Raw genomic sequence first — 23,583 nt, 5'->3', positions numbered from 1 at the left:
ATTTCTTTTCACGTGATTATACTCGTAACTGGAACTCCCGGTACGGGAAAGTCAACTTTGGCTATGGAGATAAGCAAGGAATTGTCGCTTAAGCTAGTCTCTGTTTCCAGTTTAGTAATAGAAAGAAAATTATATTTTGACTATGATCAGTTGAGGAAAAGTTATGTCATGGATGAAGAGAGACTAGTTAAGGTATTGAAAGAAGAGGTGAGGGACGGAGCTGTGGTTGAGACAATTTACCCTTCAGTTGTAGAAAACCCTGATAAAGTAATACTGTTGAGAAAGGACCCTAGAGTTCTTTATCAAGAATTGATGAAAAGAGGGTGGAGTGAGCTTAAGTCCGCTGAGAACGCTATGGCTGAGGCTATAGGTTACGTAGCTTCTGAAGCATGGGAAACTTTCAAAAACGTTTGTGAAATAGACGTTACCAATAGATCCGTCGAGGAGACAAAGAGAATTTCCATGAACTGCGAAGAGAGTCGGAAAGTAGATTGGCTCACAGAAAAGGGTATTGAGGAGTTTCTAACTTTTTTAGATAATGTTATTACCAGAAACGTCGAACATTAATTGTTATGAGTGAAGGAAACAATCCTTTTAGGTTAACTTCTCCGAAGCCAGCTAGGCAACCAAGAGATTTGAGGAAATCCCCGCCTGGAGTGGAACAATCGGATCCTAAAATAGAGTCAAGGATGAAACAAATAAAGCATAAGATAGCCATATTGAGCGGTAAAGGTGGAGTTGGTAAGTCCTTTGTATCGTCTAACTTAGCTATGGCGATAGCGGCATCAGGCAACAAGGTAGGTATAGTGGACATAGATTTCCACGGTCCTTCGGTTCCTAAAATGTTAGGTGTGAGGGGGCAATTCCTTACTGCAGACGATAACGGAATAAATCCCGTCATTGGTCCTTTCGGCATAAAGGTAGTTTCAATAGATTTCCTTCTGCCTCGTGATGATACTCCAGTCGTTTGGAGAGGTGCAATAAAACATACTGCGATAAAGCAATTTCTTGGAGACGTGATATGGGGAGATTTAGACTTTCTCCTTATAGATATGCCTCCAGGTACAGGGGACGAAGCTCTTTCGATTTCCCAACTCTTGCCTACCCTAGACGGTTTCGTCATAGTCACAATTCCTTCAGAGGTCTCTACTCTTGCTGTTAAGAAGTCTATAAATTTTACCAAGGCTGTCAAGACCAGAATACTAGGTGTAGTTGAAAACATGAGCTACTTTCTATGTCCCTCTGACGGCAAGCCTTACTACATATTTGGAGAAGGTAAAGGAAAGAAAATGGCTGATGAAATGGGAGTTCCTCTTCTGGGCCAAGTCCCACTTGAGCCCGCAATCGCTCAGGCAAACGATGCTGGAGAACCTTTCTTCCTTTCACATCCCGATAGTCAAGCCTCAAAGGAGTTCCTGAAGATAGCTGATTCGGTTGTCAAGTCTCTTTCAGATAAAAAATGAATTTCTTCTTATCATAATCTGGTTTCTTAATGATCTCTCCTTTTCTAACCATATCTGCTATGGCTTGTCTTATTTCCTCAGCGTTGGTTCCTTCCTCTACCAGTAATTCCCTTATTATCTCATCAGACGTCATCCCTTTTTTGTTCACCATGTCATGAATCCTCTGTTCCAGATCTTCCCTTGTCATATTTTAAAATCCATAGTACAGTTTATAAGTTTAAGGAGTTTTTAGCGGAAAATTTAAAAACTTAAAAAAAACTTAATTAACATAGGTGAAAGTTTAGTGAATTATGAAATTAACGAAAAAAGTTTTTTATTGAAGAGATTCTTGATAGTAGCTTACGCCTTGTCAGAGGCAGACGTTGATGCCTTCCTGAGGATAGTTAACAGTGCTGAGGGTAAGGACGTAGATTCGATATCTAGCGATTTAGGTATAAGTAAGAGCAGGGCAAGCCTGATACTGAAGAAGTTGTCTGACGCTGGGCTCATTGAAAAACAGAAAAGCCCAGTAAATAAGGGAGGCAGACCTAAGTTCATGTATTCTGTCAATAAGCAGGAACTCAGGTCTAAGTTATCGAGAAAAGCTCTAGAGGTTTGTCAGGACTTACAGGGGATAGTGTCCTCTATATAGTTGTTAAACGAGAAAGGTTAGATGATTTTTTTACTCTTTAAAACTCAATCCCTCTTATGTTAGGAGAGATTATTTTCTTTATCTTTATAGCGCTTGACTTTGTATTTTCTATGTGGAACAGTTACAACGCAGGGCAGATATTTCCAGCTAGAAGGTCTCTAGGGGCTCTTCTTTACTTTTTCGGAGGGTTCCTTCCAATGGGGTATGTAGTGTCTGTAATTGTGTCCTTTGTGCTTGGATATCTAGGTTACATATCCCTCTCAACCTTCGTATTCCTTTATTCATTTGATTTCCTGTTTTTCGGTCTATCGTTCATTATATGGGGCGTAATCGCTACAATTACCTCAATTATGGCGTTTCGAGGTTCGCATAGTTGGCTTGCGGGGATCTTTGCAGGGTACGACGCTTTCGCTACGATATTCGACGCCTGGACTTACATATCGGACTTCATGTCGTCCTGGAAGGACATTAGGAGAGCTATAGACTCAAGCGATTTCTCCATTCTCGATGTAATAGTGATCATAGCAGCTGCTTTGGGTATAGGTTTCGTCATATCCTACGTTGCGTTTAAAGAAGGGCAAAAAAGTAGTAGAATTTCGTATTATTGGTGAGGTTAATAATATTTTTCAACCGAAGCCAGTCAAGGAGCTGAGGATTCCGCTTGCTAACGCTAAAGCTCCCAGTGAAAAGACTAACAACAAGATTTTATTACTTCTCGCAAACCTTAGCAACGCGTTTATCAATATCAGGCTGATGACAGTTGCAACTAGTATTGCTATTCCCAAGGCGTCATAACTTATGAGCCCTAAAGTATTGGCTATGATATGTCTTGAAAAGAGAACCGTAACTCCTATCGCTCCTAGTGATGCAGGTATCAGTGCTATGAACGATAGTCTGAATGCCTCTTCAGGCTTCACCCCTAACAGTATGAGAGCTGAAGTAGTCATTCCAGACCTGCTCACGCCAGGTAGAGCGGCTAGTCCTTGAGCGAATCCAACTATCACGAAGTCTTTCCAGGTCAGCTCGGAAATACCTTTCTTAGGAACGTAACTCCTCCTGGTAAAGAAAATAGTTATCCCGTCTATTATCAACACCGTACCTAAGATCATCATAGGAACTCCTATAACTGGTCCCTTGACCAAGCTCACTACAAACAAGTAAATGGGAACGCCCATCAATCCTGTAACTACAGTTGCTGTCAGAAGATATTTCAGCATTATAATGTCATTTTTAGTACCCTTTCCGAGTATAGCTAGAATAACTTCCATAAACTCTTTTCTGAAGTAGATTATAGCCGCTATGATTGTTCCTATTTCCATGAAGAGCCCGAAAGCGTATCCAGACGAAAAACCTAGACCTAAAAGAAATGAAGAGACCAGAAGTATCTGTGTCTTACTGCTGATTGGTATCCATTCACTTATCCCTTGAACCAGTCCCAGAACTATCCCAAGAACAATGAAGTTCATACGGTCTCTACGTCAGTCTAATTTTTAAAATTTTTCAAATAAAGTCTATATAAATAATATAATAGTATGGTTACCTATATATTATTATTGTATCTATATAGAGCGATCCAGATCATCATTGCAAATTGTAATTATGGTAAAAATAGATTGAATAAAGGAAAATGTTTAGCGTGAACCCTTATATAGTTCATATGAGAACGTTTAATTAAATTTATTTAATATAGATAAATAAACTGAATTAGCAAGGGAGGCGTGAATTACCCATATATATCTTATAGCTCTTATCGGAAAACCCATGTAGAGTTACGTGAACTTAAAAATAATCTAATAACGAAAGGATAGAGATTAAATAATTAGCTATAGGTTCGAAGATCCTCACCTAAAATAGATAAAATTTATTTAATGGCTCTAATTGATGAAAACATTTAGACAGTAGTAATCCTCGTAAATTGCTAATAGAATGAAAGTTTAGGCATCATTATAATAAATTGTCAGAGTAAAACTTTTCATGTGACATCATTGAGGGTTCTCGACATTGAACCATATATCCTCGTTAGAACTCTCCTCGAGGCTCTTCATCTTGGTTTCCGGCAGTATGATCAGCGTTACTATCGCAGCTATTATACCTAGAGCCCCTCCCACTCCCACTGCTACCGGAAGTCCGAAGTTAAAGAAAAGAAAAGGAAAGATCGCAGAGTTAGCTAACGCCCCTATTCTATCTATTGTAACAACTATTCCTGACGCTATTCCTCTTATCTTGGTTGGAGTGAGTTCAACGTTGAAGATCCCAGCTGCACTAACGTTAGCTGGGCCTACGTTATGCCAGAAGTGGTACCCTCCAAGAAAGAGCATTCCAAGGATAGGAGTAAGAGGATTGGAGAGCGCAAGGGAAGGTTTGAATACCGCAAAGAGGACTAGGGAGATCGCCATCCCAGTGAATCCCATAGCCTCAAGAGGTTTCCTACCCCATCTATCGATCAGTAGTAAGGACAAAGCCCCACCAGGTATTGAAGCTGCAAGAGTCAGGACTAGGCTGAATATTGCAGTGTTAGATACTCCTATTGATTTCCCCACCAACGCAGGTTCGAAAACGCCACCTGGGTTTACCATGTGATCTAGAAACCACAATACACCCGCTATAGCAATGAACTTGGCGTATTTCCTCATGTAAAATAATACTGGTACCTTGTCTACAGTCTTAACGTCGGCTGGAGCTTGTTGTGACGTCTGTTTGGCTACCTCTTTGACCTCTTGTTCGAACTGTTTAATGTCACCCTTAATCCTCACCAAGTACCTAGGTGACTCTGGCACCTTTCTCCTCAAGTAGACTATGGATCCGGGGATTATCGCACCTAGAGCTAAGACCAGTCTCCAAACTAAATCTCCATGGACCCCTATCATGGGGAGTATCAACAAGGTGGTCGCGCTGGTGATGCTCCCCAGAGGTCCAGTAACTCCTACAGCAAACGCTAACAACTTACCCCTGTCTTTTTTATTAGCAAACTCTCCTAGGACAATTGGAGACATGACGAAGTCTCCACCTATTCCTATTCCGAAAATCATCTGAGTAGCTATTAATTCGTAGGCATTCTGTGTGAAAGCCCCAAGCAGAGAGCCAATAGATAACAATAGGGCTTCATAACCGTATACTGCTTTCCTCCCCTTGAAGTTAGACACAAAACCGAAGAGGAGAGCGCCTATTATTGCTGTAATAAAGGAAGATATCCCCAGCAGGACATAAAGGGGAGACCCTGCTACTAGCCCAAAAGCTTTCTTGAGTTCGGGCAAGGCTACCGATACGAAAGTCGTGTTATAACTTATAGTGAACATTCCAAGCGTAGTTATCAAAAGGCTTCTAGCGTGATACGCATTGAAATTTGAATCATCTAATGGCTTGAAAATGTCTTTTAGATTCATCTTTTCTCAATGTACAATCATCCATTGTTATAAAAATTTTCTCTATTTATGTAATATATTTTATAGTATAATATATATCTAAAATAGTTGTATAGATAAAAATATAGCAGTATATACTTAACTATAGTTGAGGGAAGGGTCTACTTTAGCAGCCTGACATGGTGAATTTCCTTAATTTTCGGGTTGATTCCTATCACTTTAGACCTTACGTCAGATTCATCTTCTCCTATGCCCCATAGAGCGTAAGGTAGAATGTCCCCGAAAATCCCTGCAGTAGGATCAACCTCTATCCATTTTCCCTCGTATTTGATCTGACACCATGCATGTGCTGCCTCATGGTTACCGTATGGAACACCGACAGCGACTCTGGCTGGAATACCGTTCCTTCTCATGACTCCTATGAACACGTGAGCGAAGTTGACACAGACTCCGTAACCTTTCTCAATTGAAGCTGATGCGCTCTTAACTGACTGGTTAGCGTCATACCTCATCCTGGTTTTAACTAAAACTAGAGCTTCTCTGAGCTTATCTTCTCCCTCTAGAGCAGGCATGTTTTTGAACTTAACGTACTTAGACTCCTGTAAGAACGAAAGTCCCCTGACATCTGGAACAGAAGATCTTTCAGTAATGTAAGAGACTGAGATGCATGCCTCTCTTCTGTCCTTGATCGAGAAGTCTAGAAAGGTGTTCCCCATTCTGTCAGCCCTTTTCGAAGAGGAAATAAACCTTGGATGTTCAATGTTCAACTCTTCCGTAGACTGCGAGGAGTGTGGAAGAGCAAGTAACTTCCCTCTTTCAACTCCACTTAGGTAAAAAGTAGAGTTAACCTCAATTTTCATGTTGACCTTATGTGAATTATGGTCAAGTCACTAAATTTTCTATGTGATGCGGATAGTTCATCAACGTTAAACTCATGAACCGATGAGTCTGGATAGGTAAGCTTCTCCATAACTACAATTTTGCCCTCTATACCTTTCTCCATCAAGAATCTGGCAACTCTCTGAGGACCGTCGTCGTAAGGCTCTGGGTTGACAAGGACGCCTCTCCCCATCTTCAGGCAAGTTAGTATGTCATTCATGAAAGGTGTAATGTCTCCTCTAACGTGGAGGGTTACGAAGCAGTTCTTCCCAAGGTCTTCACCAATTCGGTCTAGAGCAGCGTTAACAACTGAAACCCCTGGCACAACTTCTACATTCTTAAAGAAAGACTTCGCTTTCTCTACGAATTGCCAGTCAGACACTCCCGGGTCTCCGTGATCAAGTAGGCATACACTCTTTCCTTCATCTTCCCTCTTAGAAGCCAATGATAGCCCTTCATGTTCTTTCTTATATGTCAAGACGATAATCTCTTTTCCCTGCGTTAAAGCTGAGAACCTCTCTACTACTGAACCCCATCCCACAATTACCTGACATTCCTCTATTGCCATTCTTCCTTTTACGGTGATCAGTTCTGGGTCTCCTGGGCCAACCCCTACGAGCTTCATGTATTGCCACCTGTAGCAATAGCTAAAGTAGCCGAGTTTCCGATCTTTAATTTTCTTAGAACTAAACGTGGGTTTTCCCTAGCTGACATGAGTGCACATATTTCCGCTACGCCTTTTATTCCTACTTCCTTTAACTTTTCGCTTTGAGGTGTCAGACAAGGGTTAGAGAACGAGTTCACTTCATCTTTGCTGTACAACATGAATCGCTTGTTAAGCCTTCTTGCTACCTCGCTCACTTCTTCTCTGATTGACGAGATACTCGATACCCTGTCTAGGGGTATGCTAAGCTTCGATAAGACTTCCCTTACGCCCCTTTCTATCAAGTCCACGTCAACTTCCTTCTTTGATCCGATACCTATGTGAAGGGGTGAAGGTGACAGTCTAACTACTACTTTTCCGGGGTAGTCTTTTTCTGTAGTAGTAATTATGAAATGGCAACTGTCCCCTTCATTTAATCCATCGAATTTAAATCCGTCAACACAGACTTCCTGTCCCTTAAGGATAGCGGAATTTATTTTGACTATAGCTTCAGGGTTCTCGACCTTCGCAATCAACTTTCTAGCTATCGTTTCGACACTTATCTTGTTAAAGAGTTCTGATGCGGTGGTTATGACGGGGATAGCGTTTAGGAACGAAGAGATCTCTTGAGTTATCTCGTTTGCGCCCCAATGTCCTCCTAAAACTGGGATCACGTACCTCCCCAGATCGTCGACAGCAACAACCGGCGGGTCAGTGTCCTTGGACTTAGCTAGCTTGCATGACGTTCTGACTACTCCCTCCAATGCCATAACGAAGAGAATGGAGTCGTAGCAGTTCCAGATCGAGGAAAGGTGGGACTGAGAGTAAGGCATTTCTACTGCGGGTATTTCCTTCTCTCTTCTGATCCATTCCCCTATTTTCTTCGCTGTTCCTTCACCTGTTGAGGTGTAAACTATTGCAACGCCACGCCAGAGGTTCTCTATCATTTACTCCTCAACTTTCCAAGGTCTGTAGGAATGGTTGAAAGACGGGTCGTAAACACTTGACCTCACGTATTGCCTGACCTCTTCCTCTTTAGCTGCAGGACCAACTATTATGACCGAGTCCCTGTAAATTTTAGCTTCGTGTACTTTAGACGCGATGTCTCTCAAAGTTCCTTTTATCACCTTTTGATTAGGCCATGTCGCTCTATGTACAACGATGACGGGCATGTCGTCTGGGACTCCACCTTCCTTTAGGTCTTGTACTACTCTCTCTATTACGTGAATTCCTGTGTATATGACTAAGGTTGCGCCGTCGGTTACATGACGTGCTAGGTTTTTCAGCGACCCCTTCATGGGAACCCTCAGTGACGCACGAGAGATTATCACGGTCTGACCCAGTTTCGGGACGGTTAACTCAATTGGTATTACCGAGGCAGCAGCTATTGCAGCAGTTATCCCTGGGATCACCTCAAAAGGAATCCCTGCTACTTCCAGACCCCACATCTCCTCCATGAGAGCCCCGTAAATGCCTGAATCCCCGCTTTTCATTCTAGCTACAGTCTTTCCTTCCTCTGCAGACTTAACCATAGTTTCGACTATCTGTGAGAGTGTCATTGGAGAAGTGTCGTGGACTTCGGCGTCTTTTCTGGCGTATCTCTCAAGAATGAGGGGGTTAACTAAAGACCCTGCATAGAGTATAACGTCAGCTCTCTGTATTACTTTCATCGCTTTCACTGTTATTAAGTCAGGATCTCCTGGGCCTGAGCCTATGAAGTAAACTTTTCCTTTCTCTTTCCCGTCCACCTAGCTCACCTCCTGGCTATTAACATAGAGAAATAATCGTGGTCGCTTTTTCCGCTCCATTTAGAAATCAGTTCTCCATCCATAAAGCATCTTCTAGCATATATGAGTTGATACCCGTTTAATATTTCAGAAGCTTCCTCAAGCCCTTTACTTCCCTTCAAAACTATGATCGTTTCAAACTTCCCCTTAGCTAACTCAAGAAGATCTCTCCTCAGTGACGGGATTATTGCGATCGCTTCTTTTTCACTTCCCAAATTGAGGAAAGCCTTACACGCACACGCAGTGACTGACGAGACGCCAGGTATGAGTTCTATTTGATCGAAACAAGGTAGGAAATCCTTGACCCTGAAATATGTGCTGTAAAGTACGGGGTCACCCAGAGTCACGAAAGATGATGGGTCCTCTGCTTCCAGACACATCTTTTCGCCTATTCTCTTCAAGTCCTCGTCATCGACGTGATCTCCCATAGGGAAACCGAGCTGGACTATCCTCCCCTTGGCGTGGTCTTTTATCACCTCCATAGCCAGACTTCTGCCGGTTCCGCTAGAGTAAGGGACGAAGATAACCTTAGATTCATCCATTCTCTTTATCGCTTTCAATGTGAGAAGTTCCGGGTCTCCTGGTCCCAGTCCTACTACACTAAGCCTCATTTACCTCACCTGAAATAATGAAGACAGGGTTTCTCGCTATCATTGCAGTGCCGTTCTTAGTTTTCATTCCTTTGCTTATAGTCACCTGTGTAACCTCAACCTCAGCCCTTTCGGATAACAATGAGACAGCCCTAGTGGCAGTCTCGAGCAGGATGGCGTCTATCACTATTCTCCCACCGCTCTTTAGGTGGTTCAATGCTTCCATGACTATCTCCTCCAAGATATCAGAACCTCCTCCTATGAAGATTCTGTCAAATTTACCTAAGTCCTTAAGTGCTTCAGGCGCATGCCCTTGTATCACGTCTACGTTGACCCCGAACTTACTTACGTTTGCCTTGGTGAGCTCAACCGCTTTAGGGTTGTTGTCTATTCCTACTACTCTCTTAGCTATCAATGCCATTTCAACAGTTACGCTTCCAGTACCGCAGCCTATGTCGAGAGCTTCATGGTCTTCCCTTAGCCTAAGCTTGGACATCACGAGAGACCTTATTTCCTCCTTTGTCATAGGGATCTCCTCATCTCTCAAAAATAGAGAATCGGGAATTCCCGGCGTTCTAAATTCCCACTTCTGCGAGCTTCTCTCCTTCATAACCTACCACCACTACCTTGAGGTTGGGTTTATTAATTTTTACCTTTTTTAAAGATTTAATTCTTAAAATTACTCTATTTGCTAACAACTCGGACACCTTATATTTCAACTCGCCCATGTAATGAAACCCCTCTTCTACCGAAGTAGAGAGAGTTATCTTCCTGAGAATCTCCCCGTCAATACCAGCTAAGACTGAGAGAAATACCATGGTCTCAACTCTCGCGTCTCCAAATTTATTATGAGTGTTCATGATCCCGGAGGCCACTTTCATCAGCTTGGCCGGCATCCCGTACAGAGATATCAAACGGAAACCCATTTCCGCTGCAAGCTCTACGGAGTCTCCAACTCTATCTCCTATTTTGACTACTGGGTCACCGCTCTTTTTGGCGAAGCTGACTGCTGTATTTCCCAGCGCCAGCGATACAGATTCATGAGATATCTTCACAGCTCCTAACTCACATTTTATATGTTCTATGTAATCCTCATCGCTAACCGGGTATTCTATTCCGGTAGTTCCAAGGATGGAGATCCCTCCTTTTATTCCTACCACTCGGTTCATAGTTTCTTCTGCGAGTTCCTCTCCCCTAGGAACTATCACTCGAACCTTAACCTTCATGTCAGGCTCTACTTCCTTTATGGCTTGTTCTATCATACTTCTTGACATAGGGTTTATAGCCCTTTCTCCCACGTTGACCCGAAGTCCTGGCTTCGTAACTATACCTATTCCGTCTCCGCCCTCGACTGAAAAAGAATCAGAAGATGATACGCAGGATATTATTTCAATTCCATTTAATATATCAGGGTTGTCCCCTGAAAATTTCTGAACTGAAGCACAGAACTCTTCTCCTCTTCTCTCTAGGCGTGCAATAGGGATTTCTATCCTAAGCCCTATGGGAGTTGGTATGACAACCCTATCCACTTCTATTCCCTTCGAGAAGAGTACTGCAGCTTTAGACGCGGCTGAAGCTGCGCCTCCTGTTGTAATTCCGAACCTCTTCAAGGTATCAATCAGGATCATCACCTAGTAGCTGTATTTCCTTTCATATCCTCTAGGAGTTATCATCTTATTTCCAGCTACGTAAGTCTTTGAATTCCCGATGACTAACGTAGTTACCATCCCTATTAACTGTTCGTACTTCTTCCAGCTGTCGAGATCGGTAATTATAACCTTCTCGTTGTCCCTGAAAGCGTGATCTACTATCCCAACAGGTATTGGAACCTTTTTCACTTCCCTTATGATCTCCATTGAAGCCTCAAGCAAAGGTTTGCTTATGGGATTGTAAAGTACAATAGTGAAGTCCCCCTCAGCTGCCTTCCTCACTCTGAGAAGTATTTCTTCCCTTGGTATCAAGAGGTCGCTTAAGCTTATAGAAGCATAGTCCAAGGAAAGAGGACTACCTAACCTCGAGGACACTGCTAAAGCTGCAGTAACTCCAGGCACGACCTCCACGGGTATATCGTAACCATGTCTGATCATCATGTCGAGGAGGAGGCTCGCCATGCCGTAAACTTGAGGATCACCGCTTGATACAAGCGCCACCTTCTTGCCCTCCAATGCCTTCTCGATTGTCACCTTTGCCCTAAACACTTCCTCTTTCATCTTAGCTCCAATTACTTCTTTTCCATCAGTTACGTCCTTTATCATTTTAAGATAAGTGTTATAACCTACTATGATATCTGCCTCTTCAAGAACTTGTTGTGCCCTGATAGTCCTGTACTCCTTGCTCCCTGGTCCGAGCCCGACCACGAAGATTGCACCATTATTGGCCATTCCTTGTCAACCTCACAACTTCGTTAATTATCGATGCTGCAATCCCGCTTCCTCCCATAGTCCCCCTCAGGACAATTGAAGGTATACCTGATCTAACAAGCTTCTCTTTTACTTCCACCGCGTTTGTGAACCCCGGAGGTGTTGCCACAACTAGAGGTATGTCAAACCCCTCTCTGGCCATTTGTAGCACCTCTGCTAACGCTGTGGGAGCGTTACCTACAACTACCACGCTCGTCTCCCTGAATCCGAACCTCATTGCCTCTGAAGCCCTAGTCTTTCCTTTTTTCTTGGCTAACTCAACTACTTCAGGATGATCTATGAAGCACCTAACGTCTTTCCACCTTATTCCGGCACTTACCATCTTGACGTCAGTCAGTATCGGTACCCCTGAAGAAAGTGCCTCTATTCCGGAGTCTATCGCATCTTCGCTAACGTGCATGTACTTGGCCACTTCTAAGTTTCCAGCAGCAAATACGGCCTTGGCTATTACCCTTTTCTCCATCTCGTTCTTAGCATCTATTTGTTCTAGTATTTTTTTCATAGAGCCGTCCTCGATACCCTCAGGGTCCATCAATATGTCTTCTATTCCCGGTAGAAAGTTCATTGCTCTGCTCAAGCGATATTTGAGAGCCATTTTAACTAGCGGAGATCTACCTAAGGTCTCCGTGAAAAATACTCCTATTTCTTTCCCATTATATTTCACTTTTTCCCATTCTCCTATTCTTGATGCACCGATCTCTCCCATTATATCATGGTAAACGTGATTTCCCCTTCCTAGAAAAACCAGACCGAACACGAAGTTCTCAACTCCTTTCTCTATGAGCTTTGGAAGCAAATCCCTCCAGTTGGGGGAATTGAACTCATTATAAGAGAGGTAAACCGGTATCTTTAACTCATATCCTAGAGACTTAACTATCCTTTCTATATCCTGGTTATAGGTGTTTCTTCTAGAACCATGGCCAATTAATATAACGGCTGTGTTACTGATGGATAAGCTATCCATATGGTTAATGATTAACGGGGTTAAAAAGGGTTCATGAATGGAAATTTGTAGGCAACGATTTTAGCTATCATGAAACGATTCACCAATGGCAGTATCATCAAGAGGATTGAGGTTAGCTATACTTCTAGCGTTAGTTTGGGGTTTATCTTATCCGCTCATAAAGATAACCTCCGGTTATGCGTCCCCTGTAGTGATATCAATATTTCGTGTAGTGGTTTCCTCTTTCTTCTTTTTGGCCTTGACTAAGGGTAGGATTGCGAAAGGAAAGGATGAGCTAATAGTAGGCATATTTAACGTTGCACTATTTATGTTGTTGCTGAACTTTGGGACCGCATTATCTCCTAATCCAGGAATAGCAGCGGTCATGATTTATACTCAGCCTATATTTGTTATTGTAATAGAAAAAATATTAGGCACAAATTTGAGCTTAAGGTCAATAATAGGTGTTATAATAGGTTTCACTGGAATAATAGTTTCAGTATCCTCCTCAAGCTTCAGCTTAGGTATTATGGTGTCTTTGCTTGGAGGCTTAACTTGGGCCCTAGGAACAGTTATTTTCTCCAGAAGAATAAGAAACTCCAATATTTTAGAACTGAACGCCTTCATGTCTCTGATTTCGATTCCTATATTAATTCCATTTCTTTCGTTAGATTTCTATTTTATTGTAAATCCTTTATCAATTTCATTATTAATTTCGCTTTCGGTTCTAGCGCAGGTAGCGGGTTACATTACATGGTTCAGTATGGTGAAGGAAATGGGAGGAATAAGAGCATCTTCGGCTTCTCTATTAGTTCCTATAACATCATACTTCATGTCGTTTATAGTGCTAGGGGACTTGCCTACAGAATTAGAAGTGATAGGATCTGTAATCACACTGGTAGGCGTTTACATAACCTTAAGCGAGAGCAGAACTGGTAAAAGTTAGCTACTATCGCATTGATTTATCATTTAATAGACAATTTTATTATAATATTCCTGGTCTTATGTTCTTCTAAGATGGAGTATTCCTATCATTAGTTAGTTAGTTTGAATTCGTATTTATTTTAGTATTTGGTTTGCTTCTAATCTAATGTTATAGCAAGTTTAGAGCAAGAAATGTGAACTACCCCGTCCTTACGGCGGGGCTTCCTGATTCACGCCCCCACCTTGCCCACGAAGGGTAGAGGGCGGAACTCCACAGGCCCTGCGGGTCGTTCCTACCCTGATCTTGCGAACATCTCACGTGTCCAGAGTACTACTGATTGGAACAGAGACGTATCACACAGACCCTCGCTTTAACCAAGGCGTCTGGTGACGCTTGCCCCGTCTGTGACTATCATTGAAATATAAGTGATACTTGTAGTATTTATCCTTATACTATAAATGGGTCTATCCATCCCCACCATTGCGGATGGGGTCTTCCGCCCCCTTTGAACCCCCTTAGGATAAAATTGAGGGCAATTATTGTCCATAAGTAAGACGTAATATCTTCAATCAATTATCCTTGATAGATGTAAGCATTGATGTATATAGATATTTGAAGATATATTCTAGATAGAGTTATAAGCTTTCCAGAGATCGATCTCCAGTGCTCAAGCTAGTACTCTCGATTCTGATCTTCATTATTACTCTTTTACTTGTAAATTTGAAGCCTAGGGGAATTCCGATAGGTTATTCTGCATTGCTTGGTGGTACTCTTACTTTGATACTGGGCATTTCCACCGTAAGTGACGTGATCCAAGTTTTTGATATAGTATGGAACGCGACACTTACCTTTATTGCAATAATTATAATTACATTGATTTTTGATGAAGCGGGTTTCTTTGACTATATTGCGTTTCGCATCATAGATAAAATAGGGAATAACGTTCTCAAAGCCTTCGTGGCCATTTTACTCTTGGACGCTATAGTGTCGGCATTTTTCGCCAATGACGGTGCAGCACTGGTCATGACACCTATAGCCATCTCTCTGATGTCAAGGGTAAAGCTAGAGGACCATGCAAAGGTAATATTTATGATGGGAATAGGTTTCATGGCAGATACTGCTAGCCTCCCATTTATTATAAGTAATTTGGTAAATATAATTGATGCGACTTACTTCGGAATCTCTTTCCTCGATTACGTAGAATACATGATATTTCCGTATTTAATTTCAGTTTTGGTTTCTTTATTATTGTATTATTTCCTTCTATTAAGGAAAGTGAATGGAGAACAAACGATACCTAAATTCGTCCCTCAGGTTAAAGACAGACTTCTAGTGAATCTGGCAATTCCTTTTATGGCTATTGTAGTCTTAGCTTATTTCCTCACATCTTTTATGAACGTACCAGTAGCGTTAATAGCTATCCCAGCTGCCTCTATTCTAGGATATTTAGCCGAGCTTAGGGACATAGATATAGGGAAGATATTAAGGGAAGCTCCTTGGCAAATTGTCCTTTTCTCCTTAGGGATGTATATAGTTGTCTTCGGTATGGGAAAGCAAGGCGTTACTCAATTCTTGGCTAGCGTGGATAACAGCATTTTCTCTTTACCTTCACCATTAAACGTGATAGCTGAAGGACTCCTTTTCGCCGGAACTGCAGCTATAATGAATAACTTACCATCAGTTATGCTTAACTCACTCGCAATACATTACACATTCTCATCTTATCTACTGCCAGCCTTGATAAACGTGGTAAGTAACGATATAGGACCGAAGTTCACTCCCATAGGATCTTTAGCTACTCTTCTGTGGCTATATTCTCTCGAAAGAAGACATGGAGTGAAAATATCGCTAAAGACTTACATGTATTTAGGTTTGATTACAACGCCGATAGTTTTGATATTGACCCTCCTATCCCTCTGGGTAATCTTCTATTTCTTATGAACTTCAATTTTAAATTATATAAGAGCCTAAGTAAAGCCTTTTATGTTAGAATAAAAGTCAGTTACTTTGGCTTTTTATATCTATGCTAAGAAAAATCAAGAGTTCCATGGAACTCTGGTAATCTTTCTCTTCAGAGCGTCCTCTACTGCGCTCGTCATAGCAGCCGCAGCGACACCTACCGGGATCTCACCTATTCCCTTTGCACCTATAGGGGTAAACGGAGACGGAGAAGGTATAACATTGACCTCTATCGGAGGAATATCGGGAGATGAAGGCATACCGTATTCACCTATAGTCCCAGTCAGGAGCTGTCCGTCCCTTGAGTAAACGTACCTCTCGTATAATGACACAGAAATACCTATAGCTGTCCCTCCCATAATTTGTTCCTTTACAAGATCCTCATCTAGAGGAGTCCCAGGGTCAATAAAGACTATCATCTTGACAGGGATTACCTTTTCATCGACTACCTTCACTACAGCAACGTCGCACGCGAAAGGATATGCGTTATATCTATTCTTGCTTTGGAGGGAAAAAGTGTATCTAGCTTCCGCTTCCACCGAGCTCAAACCTATTTTCCCTTCTTTCGTATTCACTTTCCCATCTACTAATTTACCTCCTGTTTTATTTTCTATAATAGAGATAAGATTTTCAACAGCGCCTTTTATTGCTCCTGATAAGAAGACGGCCATTCTACTTCCCCCAGGTCCGAAGCTGTTCAGAGAACCATCAACTTCGACTTCTACTTCGTCTGGGTTCACATGAAGTAGAGATGATACGAGAAGTCTAGCCGCATGTTCATTGCCCTGGCCCTCAGGTCCATATCCTATCGATACCACAACCTTCCCTTTCCCAGTCCTTATAGATACTTCTTCGCTTCCGTTAGGTGTACTTGGGTCTGTCGAACACGCCAAACCAACACCGTATCCCTTTTCCCTGAGCTTCCATTCCTCTCTACTCATTGCGAGCTTCAAGAGTTGTAAAGGATTTCCTGAGTCATAAGTAGAGTAAGGTGCCTCGTAAGGGAAAGAGTCAATCAAGTTAATTTTCCTGATCTCTTTCCTGTCCATGTTAAGTTCGTCTGCTATTGAGTCCATCACTCTTTCCAACGTCCAAGTATGAGGTGGAGTTCCTGCCCCACGGAAATAACCTGCAGGGTTCTTGTTGGTCGCTATTAACGATACGTCATAAATTATATTCTTCACTTTGTAAGGCCCAGCGAGTATTCCCTGAGGTTTAAATGCTTGTCCGTTGTATAGTGAAGCTCCTATATCTTCCCATACTTTGAAGTGAAGTCCGGTTACCTTTCCGTCCCTCTTGAAGTACGCCTTAACCTTGAAAGTTCTCTCTGGTCCAGACGAGTTAGAGCCTGCAAGATGCTCACTTCTTGTCTCAATCCACTTTACAGGGACGTTAAACTTTTTCGAAGCGACCCCTAGAGCCATTACGTATTTAAGGACTGCGAACTTGGATCCGAAACTTCCTCCCTGCCTTACAGGGTTTATCTTTATTCTTCCAAGGGGTGAGAGGAAAGATGACTGCACAGCTGCAGCCTGCATGTTGGTGAAGATCGTTAATGGATCTCCGGGGAGAACAATTGTGGCAAATGTCTCTATAGGGTTCCCTGAAGATCTGCTCCAGTAAAGTTCCAGTTCTATTTCCTCATCAGAAGGGATTTCACCGTACTTAATTTCTCTGCTAAACACGCAATTAGTTCCCTTCTCTTCAAAAACTAGAACTTCGTCTTTAAGAGCTTGTTCTACACTCATCACTGGCTCTAGAGGCTCATAGTCAACGTTCACGAGCTCAGCTAAATCTTCTGCATCGTAAGGGTCTTTGCCCAGTACTAAAGCAACGGGCTCACCGTAGAACCTTGTCTTATCAGTTGCGATGGGAGGAGTAGAAGTCGAACTACCCTCTTCTCCCGAAGTGTTAACCACGTTCATAACGTCCTTTCCCGTGATTATCAGGCCTCCCCTTCTGTTTACTTCACTGTAGTCAATTCGCTTAATCTTCGCATGCGCGTAAGGACTCCTTACGAACGTAGCATAATACCCAGAGAACGGTATGTCGTCCAAGTAGCCTCCTTTTCCTTTTAAAAGTGGTAAAACATCAGACCTCTTCATTATCAGTCTCTTTGAACCGTATGTTTAAAAGTGTCTTTAAATCTATCAATTACGCCTAGCTTTACAGGGACGTCATATCAGAAATTTATTCAACTTAGCAGCCTGAGAGAGATAAGATCTCTTCTTTGAGATGATAATCCAATATCTCAATACCTGAATAGAGTTAAAAATTTAATGAAAAAGTTTTTATTTATAAAAAATTCTTATGCGTCTTCTACATTGGACGCCTCTATTATTTCGTCTATTGCTCTGGTTCTCATTGACGACGTTACAGCTGCGTAGTGAGCTCCCAAAGTTAACAATGCAGCTGCTATCACGTCTGTAGGGAAAGTTATTACCTTGAAGAGACCGAAGCTTCCAAAATAGGATAGTATATACATCGATACCAGATAAGCTGGTAACCAGACTCCTGCTAGCATCTCCCTCCTTCTGTATGAATTCTTAGAATGCTTTACTGATAGTGTAACATTTACTAAAAGGAGTAACGCTATTCCTAGGATATATGTTACAAATGCAAGATTATTAGGGGTTGTTAAGGAATTAGTAGACACGAATAAATACCATGATAGTGCAGGTATTCCAACTATATCGAGCAATGACAGTAACATCGACGTGCTCTTCCTAAGTTTCAGCGACTTGTGAGCATAGTAAACGTAAAAAATCGGTAGGCCTAACATCGCTGCAGTGAAGACATAGAAAAGAGTACTGAACCCAGCCCAGTATATTATCAGACCTGCTGAGATTGTAGCTAATGGTGCTAATATTCTGGAGTTCTTGAGTCTGAAAGGTCTATCTAAACAAGGAGCGTTCCTCCTTAACGACTCTAAAGCAATACCTCCCATGATGTATGTGAAGACTGAAGCTGAAGATATTATGCTCACTAGGATCTGCCATGCAGGGAACGGAAGTAAGAAGACACCTCCCAGGATGATTGATACTATCAACGAAAGTACTGGTACCTTGTTTTTGCCTAACCTCATCAAGATTGGGGGGAAGTACCCTGAAGCTGCGAAACCATAAACCGTTCTAGCTCCGCTACCCACATAAATCCACGCGCTCCCGCTAGGAGATATTATAGCATCGATAATTAGTATTGCAGACCATATAGTGAACAAAGTTAAGAGTAGTCCTACTACGGGCGAATTGGTTATTTCGAGATAGAAAGGTCCGCTCACCAAAGTCGAATGTACTAACCCGCTCCAATTCCCCGGTGCTAAAGTGAAAGTGGGAACTCCCTTAGAATTGACGTATTTCACTGTAGACCAATTTATCCCGCCTGTGAATGCTACTTGGAGCAAGGTGTAAAGTACTACTGAAATAAGTATGGAGCCCACCACTGCAAAAGGTATGTCCTTCTGGGGATTCTTTCCTTCTCCTCCGTACTCTATTGCCTGCCTGAAACCTAAGTATGCAAAGATTACTCCAGTAGTTGGAATAGCTATCAGGACAGAGGAAGCACCGTAAGGGGCGAAATTAGTAACAGTGAAATTACTTGGATGGAAGCTGAACGCAATTATCAATAACACAGTTATAGCTGGTACTATCAGCTTCCACCACCCTGCACCATGGCTCACCTTTCCTAGTGCGTTAACGCCCATGTAATTGATGAGGAAGAATATTGCAAGCAAAAGATAAGCTAACCCTAGCCCTTCCAAGGTCAGATATCCATGGTTGACTAGTGAAGGAAGAAAAAGGCTCATATACGTTACTACTGCGGTTGCCTCTATAGCAGGCTCTGCTGATATTGCAAGTAAGTAAGACCAAGCCATGAAGAATCCCACGAAACCACCGTGAGAATAGTGAGGATATCTAACAGTACCTCCAGACCTAGGTATTGCAGATGCTATCTCAGCGTAGGTAAGTCCTATAAAGAGGACAAGGATCCCCCCAATTATCCATGAAAGGACGGAGGCGGGACCAGCTACCGAATCTGCGTATAGAGATCCAAAGAGCCACCCTGATCCTATGATTCCTCCCAGGGAAAGATATAACATTTGAAGTCTGCTTAAAGACTTCTTTAATTGTTTGTCATAATTTGTACTTGTCTCTCCACTGTTCATACAGTATAGAGATATTTAATTATTTATAAATTTGTTTATATAGATATGATTGGTATGTTACTTTTCATTTAGATCCTAAACTGAATAGAAGTACTATCACCAGACGATGTTAGGTCAGGTACCCTTGTATAAGCCTTTAAAAGTTAATGTAAAGTTTTCTTTAATAAAGATTTTTAGCTAAGAAAATCATTATAGTATGAGAACATGAAGAAGAACAAGTATTTCACCATAATGAAAACGATGACGTGCAGAACCGGATATGGGCTTTATGAATGTGTAGGCGATAAATGTAGCCTTGTAGCATGTGTATTAGATAAAGGTTATTGAAAGATAATAGTTTTTTTTAAAAAAAGAACTCGTTTTTATATAAGTTACGTCTGAAATTTCTAGAATAAACTAATTCTTAGTAGAACTTTTAAATTTTCGATTAGATTTAATGGATCTAAATGGGAAAATGTAGATACATAAGCTCTTTTTCCTGGCTATAAGACTGCGAAAGCTCTTGCTTGAGCCCCATCTACGCCAGACACTAGGATCGGGACGGCGTAGAATGTGAACTTCTTCCCCACTAGTAACGAGGTCGTATCAGATAAGTTCTCTACAATTACAGTGTTATTTGAAAGTAATATTCTGTGGACTTCCGACGATCCTATACTTGGCGAATCTATTCCTACGAGTTTCACTTTGGATCTCACGAGCTTCATTGCAAGTTCTTCATCGATGACTTTTATATTATCCATTTTCCAGCCTTTTTTCCATTGTTTATTAGTTCCAGTATATATTATAACGATCTCAGTTGATGGATCTACTTCGTTGTAGTTGAAAGCCTGTCCCTCTCCGATAAATTGCTCAATACCTATTTTCTCTAAGGTCTTTCCTCCGGGTATAAAATGAGCAGGTACATCAACGTGAGTACCAGTATGAGTACCTATATTAAGTTCATGTACCATGTAACCTTTATCCTTGTAATCTATGAACTTCCTCACATGAGGTTCAGGATCCCCTGGATAGAAGGGCATTCCTTCCTCTATCTGTAAGCTCAGATCAATGATTTTCCTTTCAACCATGTGAGAGTATATCTGAAAATGTATTAAAAACACTTCTCATTTACACGAATTTGAGACCTCCCTTGTACGCCCCTTTTATAACCCTGTCTATTGCGTACCAAGCTACAATTAAAACTGGAATAGATGAGATTAATGCTGATGACGCCAACTCTCCCCAGTTTATCGTCAAATCCCCAATGGCATTGAGAGCGAAAATAGTCACCGTCTCTGACCCCTGCGGTGGGAAGTTCATGCAATAAGGAGTATACGTCAATACCAACGGGTAGAAGAGTAAATGCCATGAAAAGATGAAGGATAAAAGGAACGACGATATGAGAACGGGTCTGCTAAGCGGGAGGATTATTCTAAAAAATTTATTCTTTATTCCAAAGACGTCTGCAGCCTCTTCGTAGGATTTTGGCATAACTGAGAAGAAATTATACATGAGCCATACGCTATACGTCGCAGTGAAAACTGGACTAGCTAAAATAAGCCCCCACCATGTATTTAAGAGTCCTAGAAAACTTATCATAAGGTATACTGGAATTATATATGATGCTGATGGAAGAGAATAGAAATAAATTGATAGAGGTAATAAAAATGATAACCTTTTACTTTTTGTTATTTCAAATGACGCAGCTGATGATATGAAGATCGTTATCAATGCAACTGCCAGACTTACCACTATGCTACTTATCATATAAGGTATGGAATCCCTAGCAGCGTCCACTAGGAAGGACATATCAATTTTAGTAGGAAAGAAATCTGGAGGCGATATGAAATCCTCTATAGGAGACCTAATAGAAACTATAATCATCCAGTAGATTGGCATGTCCAAAAAGAACAAGACTACAGCAGAGAAAGCACCAAGAATTATTTTGAACATCTCGTCATTTAATCTGATTCTGAGAGACGGCATTGGGCTGCGTTTTTCCTTTATAGCGTAAAGTAATCCTATGGATGGAATCGTAGCAATTATAGAAAGGATAGCAGCAAAGAAAGCTCCTGCAGGGACGTTATCTAAAATGAAGAACTCTTCATAAACTATCAAGGGTAAGGTAGTAGATGCGTAACCAGGTCCTCCTCCAGTCATCACATAAGGTAAATCAAAGTTGCCAAGGGATAGAACGAAGTTCAATATAAATGCAGTCCAGAATGCCTTTCCAATAAGCGGGTTAGCCACACTGAAATAATACTCAGATAGTTTAAGTCCATCTACCTGGGAACTTTCAACTACCTCTTGAGGTATAGATTTGAAAGCTGAGAAAATAATTAGGAAAGCGAAAGGAATTGAAGTCCAAATGCTTACTAAAGTGACCCCGTAGATAGCTGTGGATGGAAAATACAGAGGGTCATATGCTATGTGAAGAAGGTATGTAAACCAGCCATATCCTCCTCCATAAAGGCTTATGGACCATATAAGCGCAGACGCGGTAAAAGGGATAGTGAAAGGTAGTATGACAAAGAGTGAGAAAAGGCGGGCCCATCTCCTAGTTAGCATATCAGCAACTATTGCTAGGAAGTATCCTACCACGGTAGCAAAGACTGCCGTGAAAACCGAGAAAATGAATGTATTCTTCACTATTTCTGTAATAGGTATAATTCCTATGGACTTCAAAGAAAAATGTAATCCAGCAAAAATAAATGTAAAAACAAAAGGAAATATTGCAAATATTGCTATATAAATTATATAAGGGATAGAGTACCTCAAGGTATTCACCTAAACTGTTTGAACTTGGATATCCTGAAACTGACTTCCACTCCTTCTCTGAGCCTAACTTTGCTGAACGCCATCAGTTCTTCCGAACCTAAGCTAATGTGAACGAGATACCTATCCCCAAGGAACTCTGAATTTATGACCTTTCCTTTCATATCCCCTTCTTCAAGTATCACGTCCTCGGCCCTTACGCCTATATTTCCTTTCTCCCCTATAATAGATCCATCGAGCAAGCTCATCGGAGGATTCCCTATGAAACTTGCCACTTTTTCATCAGCTGGGTCATCATATATTTCCTCTGGGGTACCTATCTGGAGTATCTTCCCTTCATCTATTATACATATTCTATCTCCTAAGGCCATGGCTTCAGTTTGATCATGAGTTACGTAGATTGACGTGATAGAGTACTCCTCCTGAATCTCCTTAATTAGCTTCCTTGCAGATACCCTTTGTGGAGCGTCAAGGTTAGAAAGGGGTTCGTCCATGAGGAACAACCTAGGGGTTTTAACTAATGCTCTAGCTAATGCAACTCTCTGCTGCTGTCCGCCTGAAAGTTCCCCAGGGAACCTTTGAAGTAAACCATCTATACCGAGCCTTTTAGATATGAACTCAATTCTCTTTGTAGCCTCTTCCTTTCCCATTCCTGAAGACTCTAAGGGAAGAAACAAGTTATCCCATATCCTCTTACTAGGATATAATGCATAGTTTTGAAACACCATTCCTATGTTTCTCTTACCCGCGGGAAGGTTTGTTACGTCAGTGTTGTCTATCAGTATTTTCCCGTTATCTGGCTTCTCCAGCCCCGCTATTATTCTCAATAACGTTGTTTTACCTGAACCTGAAGGTCCAAGAACAACAAAGAATTCTCCCTTCTCTATTTGAAGATTGATTCGATCAAGAATTAGCTTCCTATTGTAAACCTTATTAACTTCTCTGACCTCAAGGCTCATCCTTGTCACCTCTGCCCTTGTCTTCCCTCATTGGGTTCATTTACATTTGAAGGTTTAAAAAACTCGCATGTTAGTGTAGCATGTTAATGGTTTAGTTGTATTG

Annotated in this window: 23 protein-coding genes; 6 read left to right on the top strand and 17 right to left on the bottom strand. The window is 41.6% G+C overall.

The genetic code is table 11. From position 1 onward, the window contains the following. Nucleotides 1-12 precede the first annotated feature (12 nt). Nucleotides 13-567 (top strand): adenylate kinase family protein, encoded by a 555-nt coding sequence (locus tag IC007_RS07390; protein WP_054845019.1) that lies wholly within the window; start codon nucleotides 13-15, stop codon nucleotides 565-567. 5 nt (nucleotides 568-572) lie between these two features. Then, nucleotides 573-1,463, top strand: a complete 891-nt coding sequence (locus IC007_RS07385) for an Mrp/NBP35 family ATP-binding protein (protein WP_054845020.1) — start codon at nucleotides 573-575, stop codon at nucleotides 1,461-1,463. On the opposite strand, the gene IC007_RS07380 is transcribed toward IC007_RS07385, so the two are convergent. Further along, on the bottom strand, nucleotides 1,438-1,650 hold the full coding sequence (locus IC007_RS07380; RefSeq protein ID WP_054845021.1) for a hypothetical protein: 213 nt from the start codon (nucleotides 1,648-1,650) through the stop codon (nucleotides 1,438-1,440). The two genes, IC007_RS07385 and IC007_RS07380, sit on opposite strands and share 26 nt — an antisense overlap. A gap of 96 nt (nucleotides 1,651-1,746) precedes the next feature. Here IC007_RS07380 and IC007_RS07375 point away from each other — a divergent pair, with 96 nt between their 5' ends. Both IC007_RS07375 and IC007_RS07370 read left to right on the top strand, forming a co-directional pair. Beyond that, on the top strand, nucleotides 1,747-2,094 hold the full coding sequence (locus IC007_RS07375; protein WP_054845022.1) for a helix-turn-helix domain-containing protein: 348 nt from the start codon (nucleotides 1,747-1,749) through the stop codon (nucleotides 2,092-2,094). 56 nt (nucleotides 2,095-2,150) lie between these two features. After that, nucleotides 2,151-2,705: a hypothetical protein gene (locus IC007_RS07370; RefSeq protein ID WP_054845023.1), complete on the top strand. Its 555-nt coding sequence runs from the start codon at nucleotides 2,151-2,153 to the stop codon at nucleotides 2,703-2,705. A 15-nt stretch (nucleotides 2,706-2,720) separates the two neighbouring features. On the opposite strand, the gene IC007_RS07365 is transcribed toward IC007_RS07370, so the two are convergent. From IC007_RS07365 to IC007_RS07315, 11 genes are all read right to left on the bottom strand, one after another. Next, a complete protein-coding gene (locus IC007_RS07365; RefSeq protein ID WP_149528566.1) occupies nucleotides 2,721-3,560 on the bottom strand; it encodes an undecaprenyl-diphosphate phosphatase in 840 nt (279 codons plus the stop codon). 516 nt (nucleotides 3,561-4,076) lie between these two features. Next, the gene (locus IC007_RS07360; protein WP_054845024.1) at nucleotides 4,077-5,477 is read right to left on the bottom strand and encodes an MFS transporter; all 1,401 of its coding nucleotides are present in this window, start codon (nucleotides 5,475-5,477) and stop codon (nucleotides 4,077-4,079) included. A gap of 140 nt (nucleotides 5,478-5,617) precedes the next feature. Then, nucleotides 5,618-6,316 (bottom strand): transglutaminase-like domain-containing protein, encoded by a 699-nt coding sequence (locus IC007_RS07355; protein WP_054845025.1) that lies wholly within the window; start codon nucleotides 6,314-6,316, stop codon nucleotides 5,618-5,620. Then, a complete protein-coding gene (locus tag IC007_RS07350) occupies nucleotides 6,313-6,960 on the bottom strand; it encodes a cobalt-precorrin-7 (C(5))-methyltransferase (protein WP_054845026.1) in 648 nt (215 codons plus the stop codon). Before IC007_RS07350 ends, IC007_RS07355 begins: the two co-directional genes overlap by 4 nt. Beyond that, nucleotides 6,957-7,925, bottom strand: a complete 969-nt coding sequence (cbiG, locus tag IC007_RS07345) for a cobalt-precorrin 5A hydrolase (RefSeq protein WP_054845027.1) — start codon at nucleotides 7,923-7,925, stop codon at nucleotides 6,957-6,959. Before cbiG ends, IC007_RS07350 begins: the two co-directional genes overlap by 4 nt. Further along, nucleotides 7,926-8,726, bottom strand: coding sequence for a precorrin-4 C(11)-methyltransferase (gene cobM / locus IC007_RS07340; protein WP_054845028.1), 801 nt, complete (start codon nucleotides 8,724-8,726; stop codon nucleotides 7,926-7,928). 5 nt (nucleotides 8,727-8,731) lie between these two features. Then, on the bottom strand, nucleotides 8,732-9,376 hold the full coding sequence (locus IC007_RS07335; protein ID WP_054845029.1) for a cobalt-factor II C(20)-methyltransferase: 645 nt from the start codon (nucleotides 9,374-9,376) through the stop codon (nucleotides 8,732-8,734). Continuing rightward, on the bottom strand, nucleotides 9,366-9,965 hold the full coding sequence (cbiT, locus tag IC007_RS07330) for a precorrin-6Y C5,15-methyltransferase (decarboxylating) subunit CbiT (RefSeq protein WP_054845030.1): 600 nt from the start codon (nucleotides 9,963-9,965) through the stop codon (nucleotides 9,366-9,368). The genes IC007_RS07335 and cbiT overlap by 11 nt, the downstream gene beginning before the upstream one ends. Then, nucleotides 9,931-10,980, bottom strand: a complete 1,050-nt coding sequence (gene cbiD, locus IC007_RS07325; protein WP_149528924.1) for a cobalt-precorrin-5B (C(1))-methyltransferase CbiD — start codon at nucleotides 10,978-10,980, stop codon at nucleotides 9,931-9,933. Before cbiD ends, cbiT begins: the two co-directional genes overlap by 35 nt. A gap of 6 nt (nucleotides 10,981-10,986) precedes the next feature. Next, nucleotides 10,987-11,736: a precorrin-3B C(17)-methyltransferase gene (locus tag IC007_RS07320; RefSeq protein ID WP_149528565.1), complete on the bottom strand. Its 750-nt coding sequence runs from the start codon at nucleotides 11,734-11,736 to the stop codon at nucleotides 10,987-10,989. Continuing rightward, a complete protein-coding gene (locus tag IC007_RS07315; protein WP_149528564.1) occupies nucleotides 11,726-12,739 on the bottom strand; it encodes a precorrin-8X methylmutase in 1,014 nt (337 codons plus the stop codon). Before IC007_RS07315 ends, IC007_RS07320 begins: the two co-directional genes overlap by 11 nt. A gap of 85 nt (nucleotides 12,740-12,824) precedes the next feature. Between IC007_RS07315 and IC007_RS07310 the strand changes: the two genes are divergently transcribed. Together IC007_RS07310 and IC007_RS07305 are read left to right on the top strand one after the other, a co-directional pair. Continuing rightward, the gene (locus tag IC007_RS07310; RefSeq protein WP_054845031.1) at nucleotides 12,825-13,664 is read left to right on the top strand and encodes a DMT family transporter; all 840 of its coding nucleotides are present in this window, start codon (nucleotides 12,825-12,827) and stop codon (nucleotides 13,662-13,664) included. A 642-nt stretch (nucleotides 13,665-14,306) separates the two neighbouring features. Further along, nucleotides 14,307-15,584, top strand: coding sequence for an ArsB/NhaD family transporter (locus IC007_RS07305; protein WP_054845032.1), 1,278 nt, complete (start codon nucleotides 14,307-14,309; stop codon nucleotides 15,582-15,584). 95 nt (nucleotides 15,585-15,679) lie between these two features. Here IC007_RS07305 and IC007_RS07300 read toward each other — a convergent pair whose 3' ends face one another. The 5 genes from IC007_RS07300 to IC007_RS07280 form a co-directional block, all read right to left on the bottom strand. Next, nucleotides 15,680-17,707 (bottom strand): xanthine dehydrogenase family protein molybdopterin-binding subunit, encoded by a 2,028-nt coding sequence (locus tag IC007_RS07300; RefSeq protein WP_054845033.1) that lies wholly within the window; start codon nucleotides 17,705-17,707, stop codon nucleotides 15,680-15,682. A 203-nt stretch (nucleotides 17,708-17,910) separates the two neighbouring features. After that, entirely contained in the window at nucleotides 17,911-19,767 is a 1,857-nt protein-coding gene (locus tag IC007_RS07295; RefSeq protein ID WP_054845034.1) for an APC family permease, read from the bottom strand. Nucleotides 19,768-20,249: 482 nt separating this feature from the next. Then, nucleotides 20,250-20,834, bottom strand: coding sequence for a cyclase family protein (locus IC007_RS07290; RefSeq protein WP_054845035.1), 585 nt, complete (start codon nucleotides 20,832-20,834; stop codon nucleotides 20,250-20,252). Between the two features lie 40 nt (nucleotides 20,835-20,874). Next, nucleotides 20,875-22,524, bottom strand: coding sequence for an ABC transporter permease (locus IC007_RS07285; RefSeq protein WP_054845197.1), 1,650 nt, complete (start codon nucleotides 22,522-22,524; stop codon nucleotides 20,875-20,877). A gap of 5 nt (nucleotides 22,525-22,529) precedes the next feature. Continuing rightward, a complete protein-coding gene (locus tag IC007_RS07280; protein ID WP_054845198.1) occupies nucleotides 22,530-23,480 on the bottom strand; it encodes an ABC transporter ATP-binding protein in 951 nt (316 codons plus the stop codon). Nucleotides 23,481-23,583 lie beyond the last annotated feature (103 nt).

Origin of the sequence: Sulfuracidifex tepidarius, assembly GCF_008326425.1 — an archaeon.
Taxonomy (GTDB): Archaea; Thermoproteota; Thermoprotei_A; order Sulfolobales; family Sulfolobaceae; genus Sulfuracidifex; species Sulfuracidifex tepidarius.
Note: the sequence above shows the minus strand (reverse complement) of the source record. Positions and strands in the feature narration are given on the sequence as shown.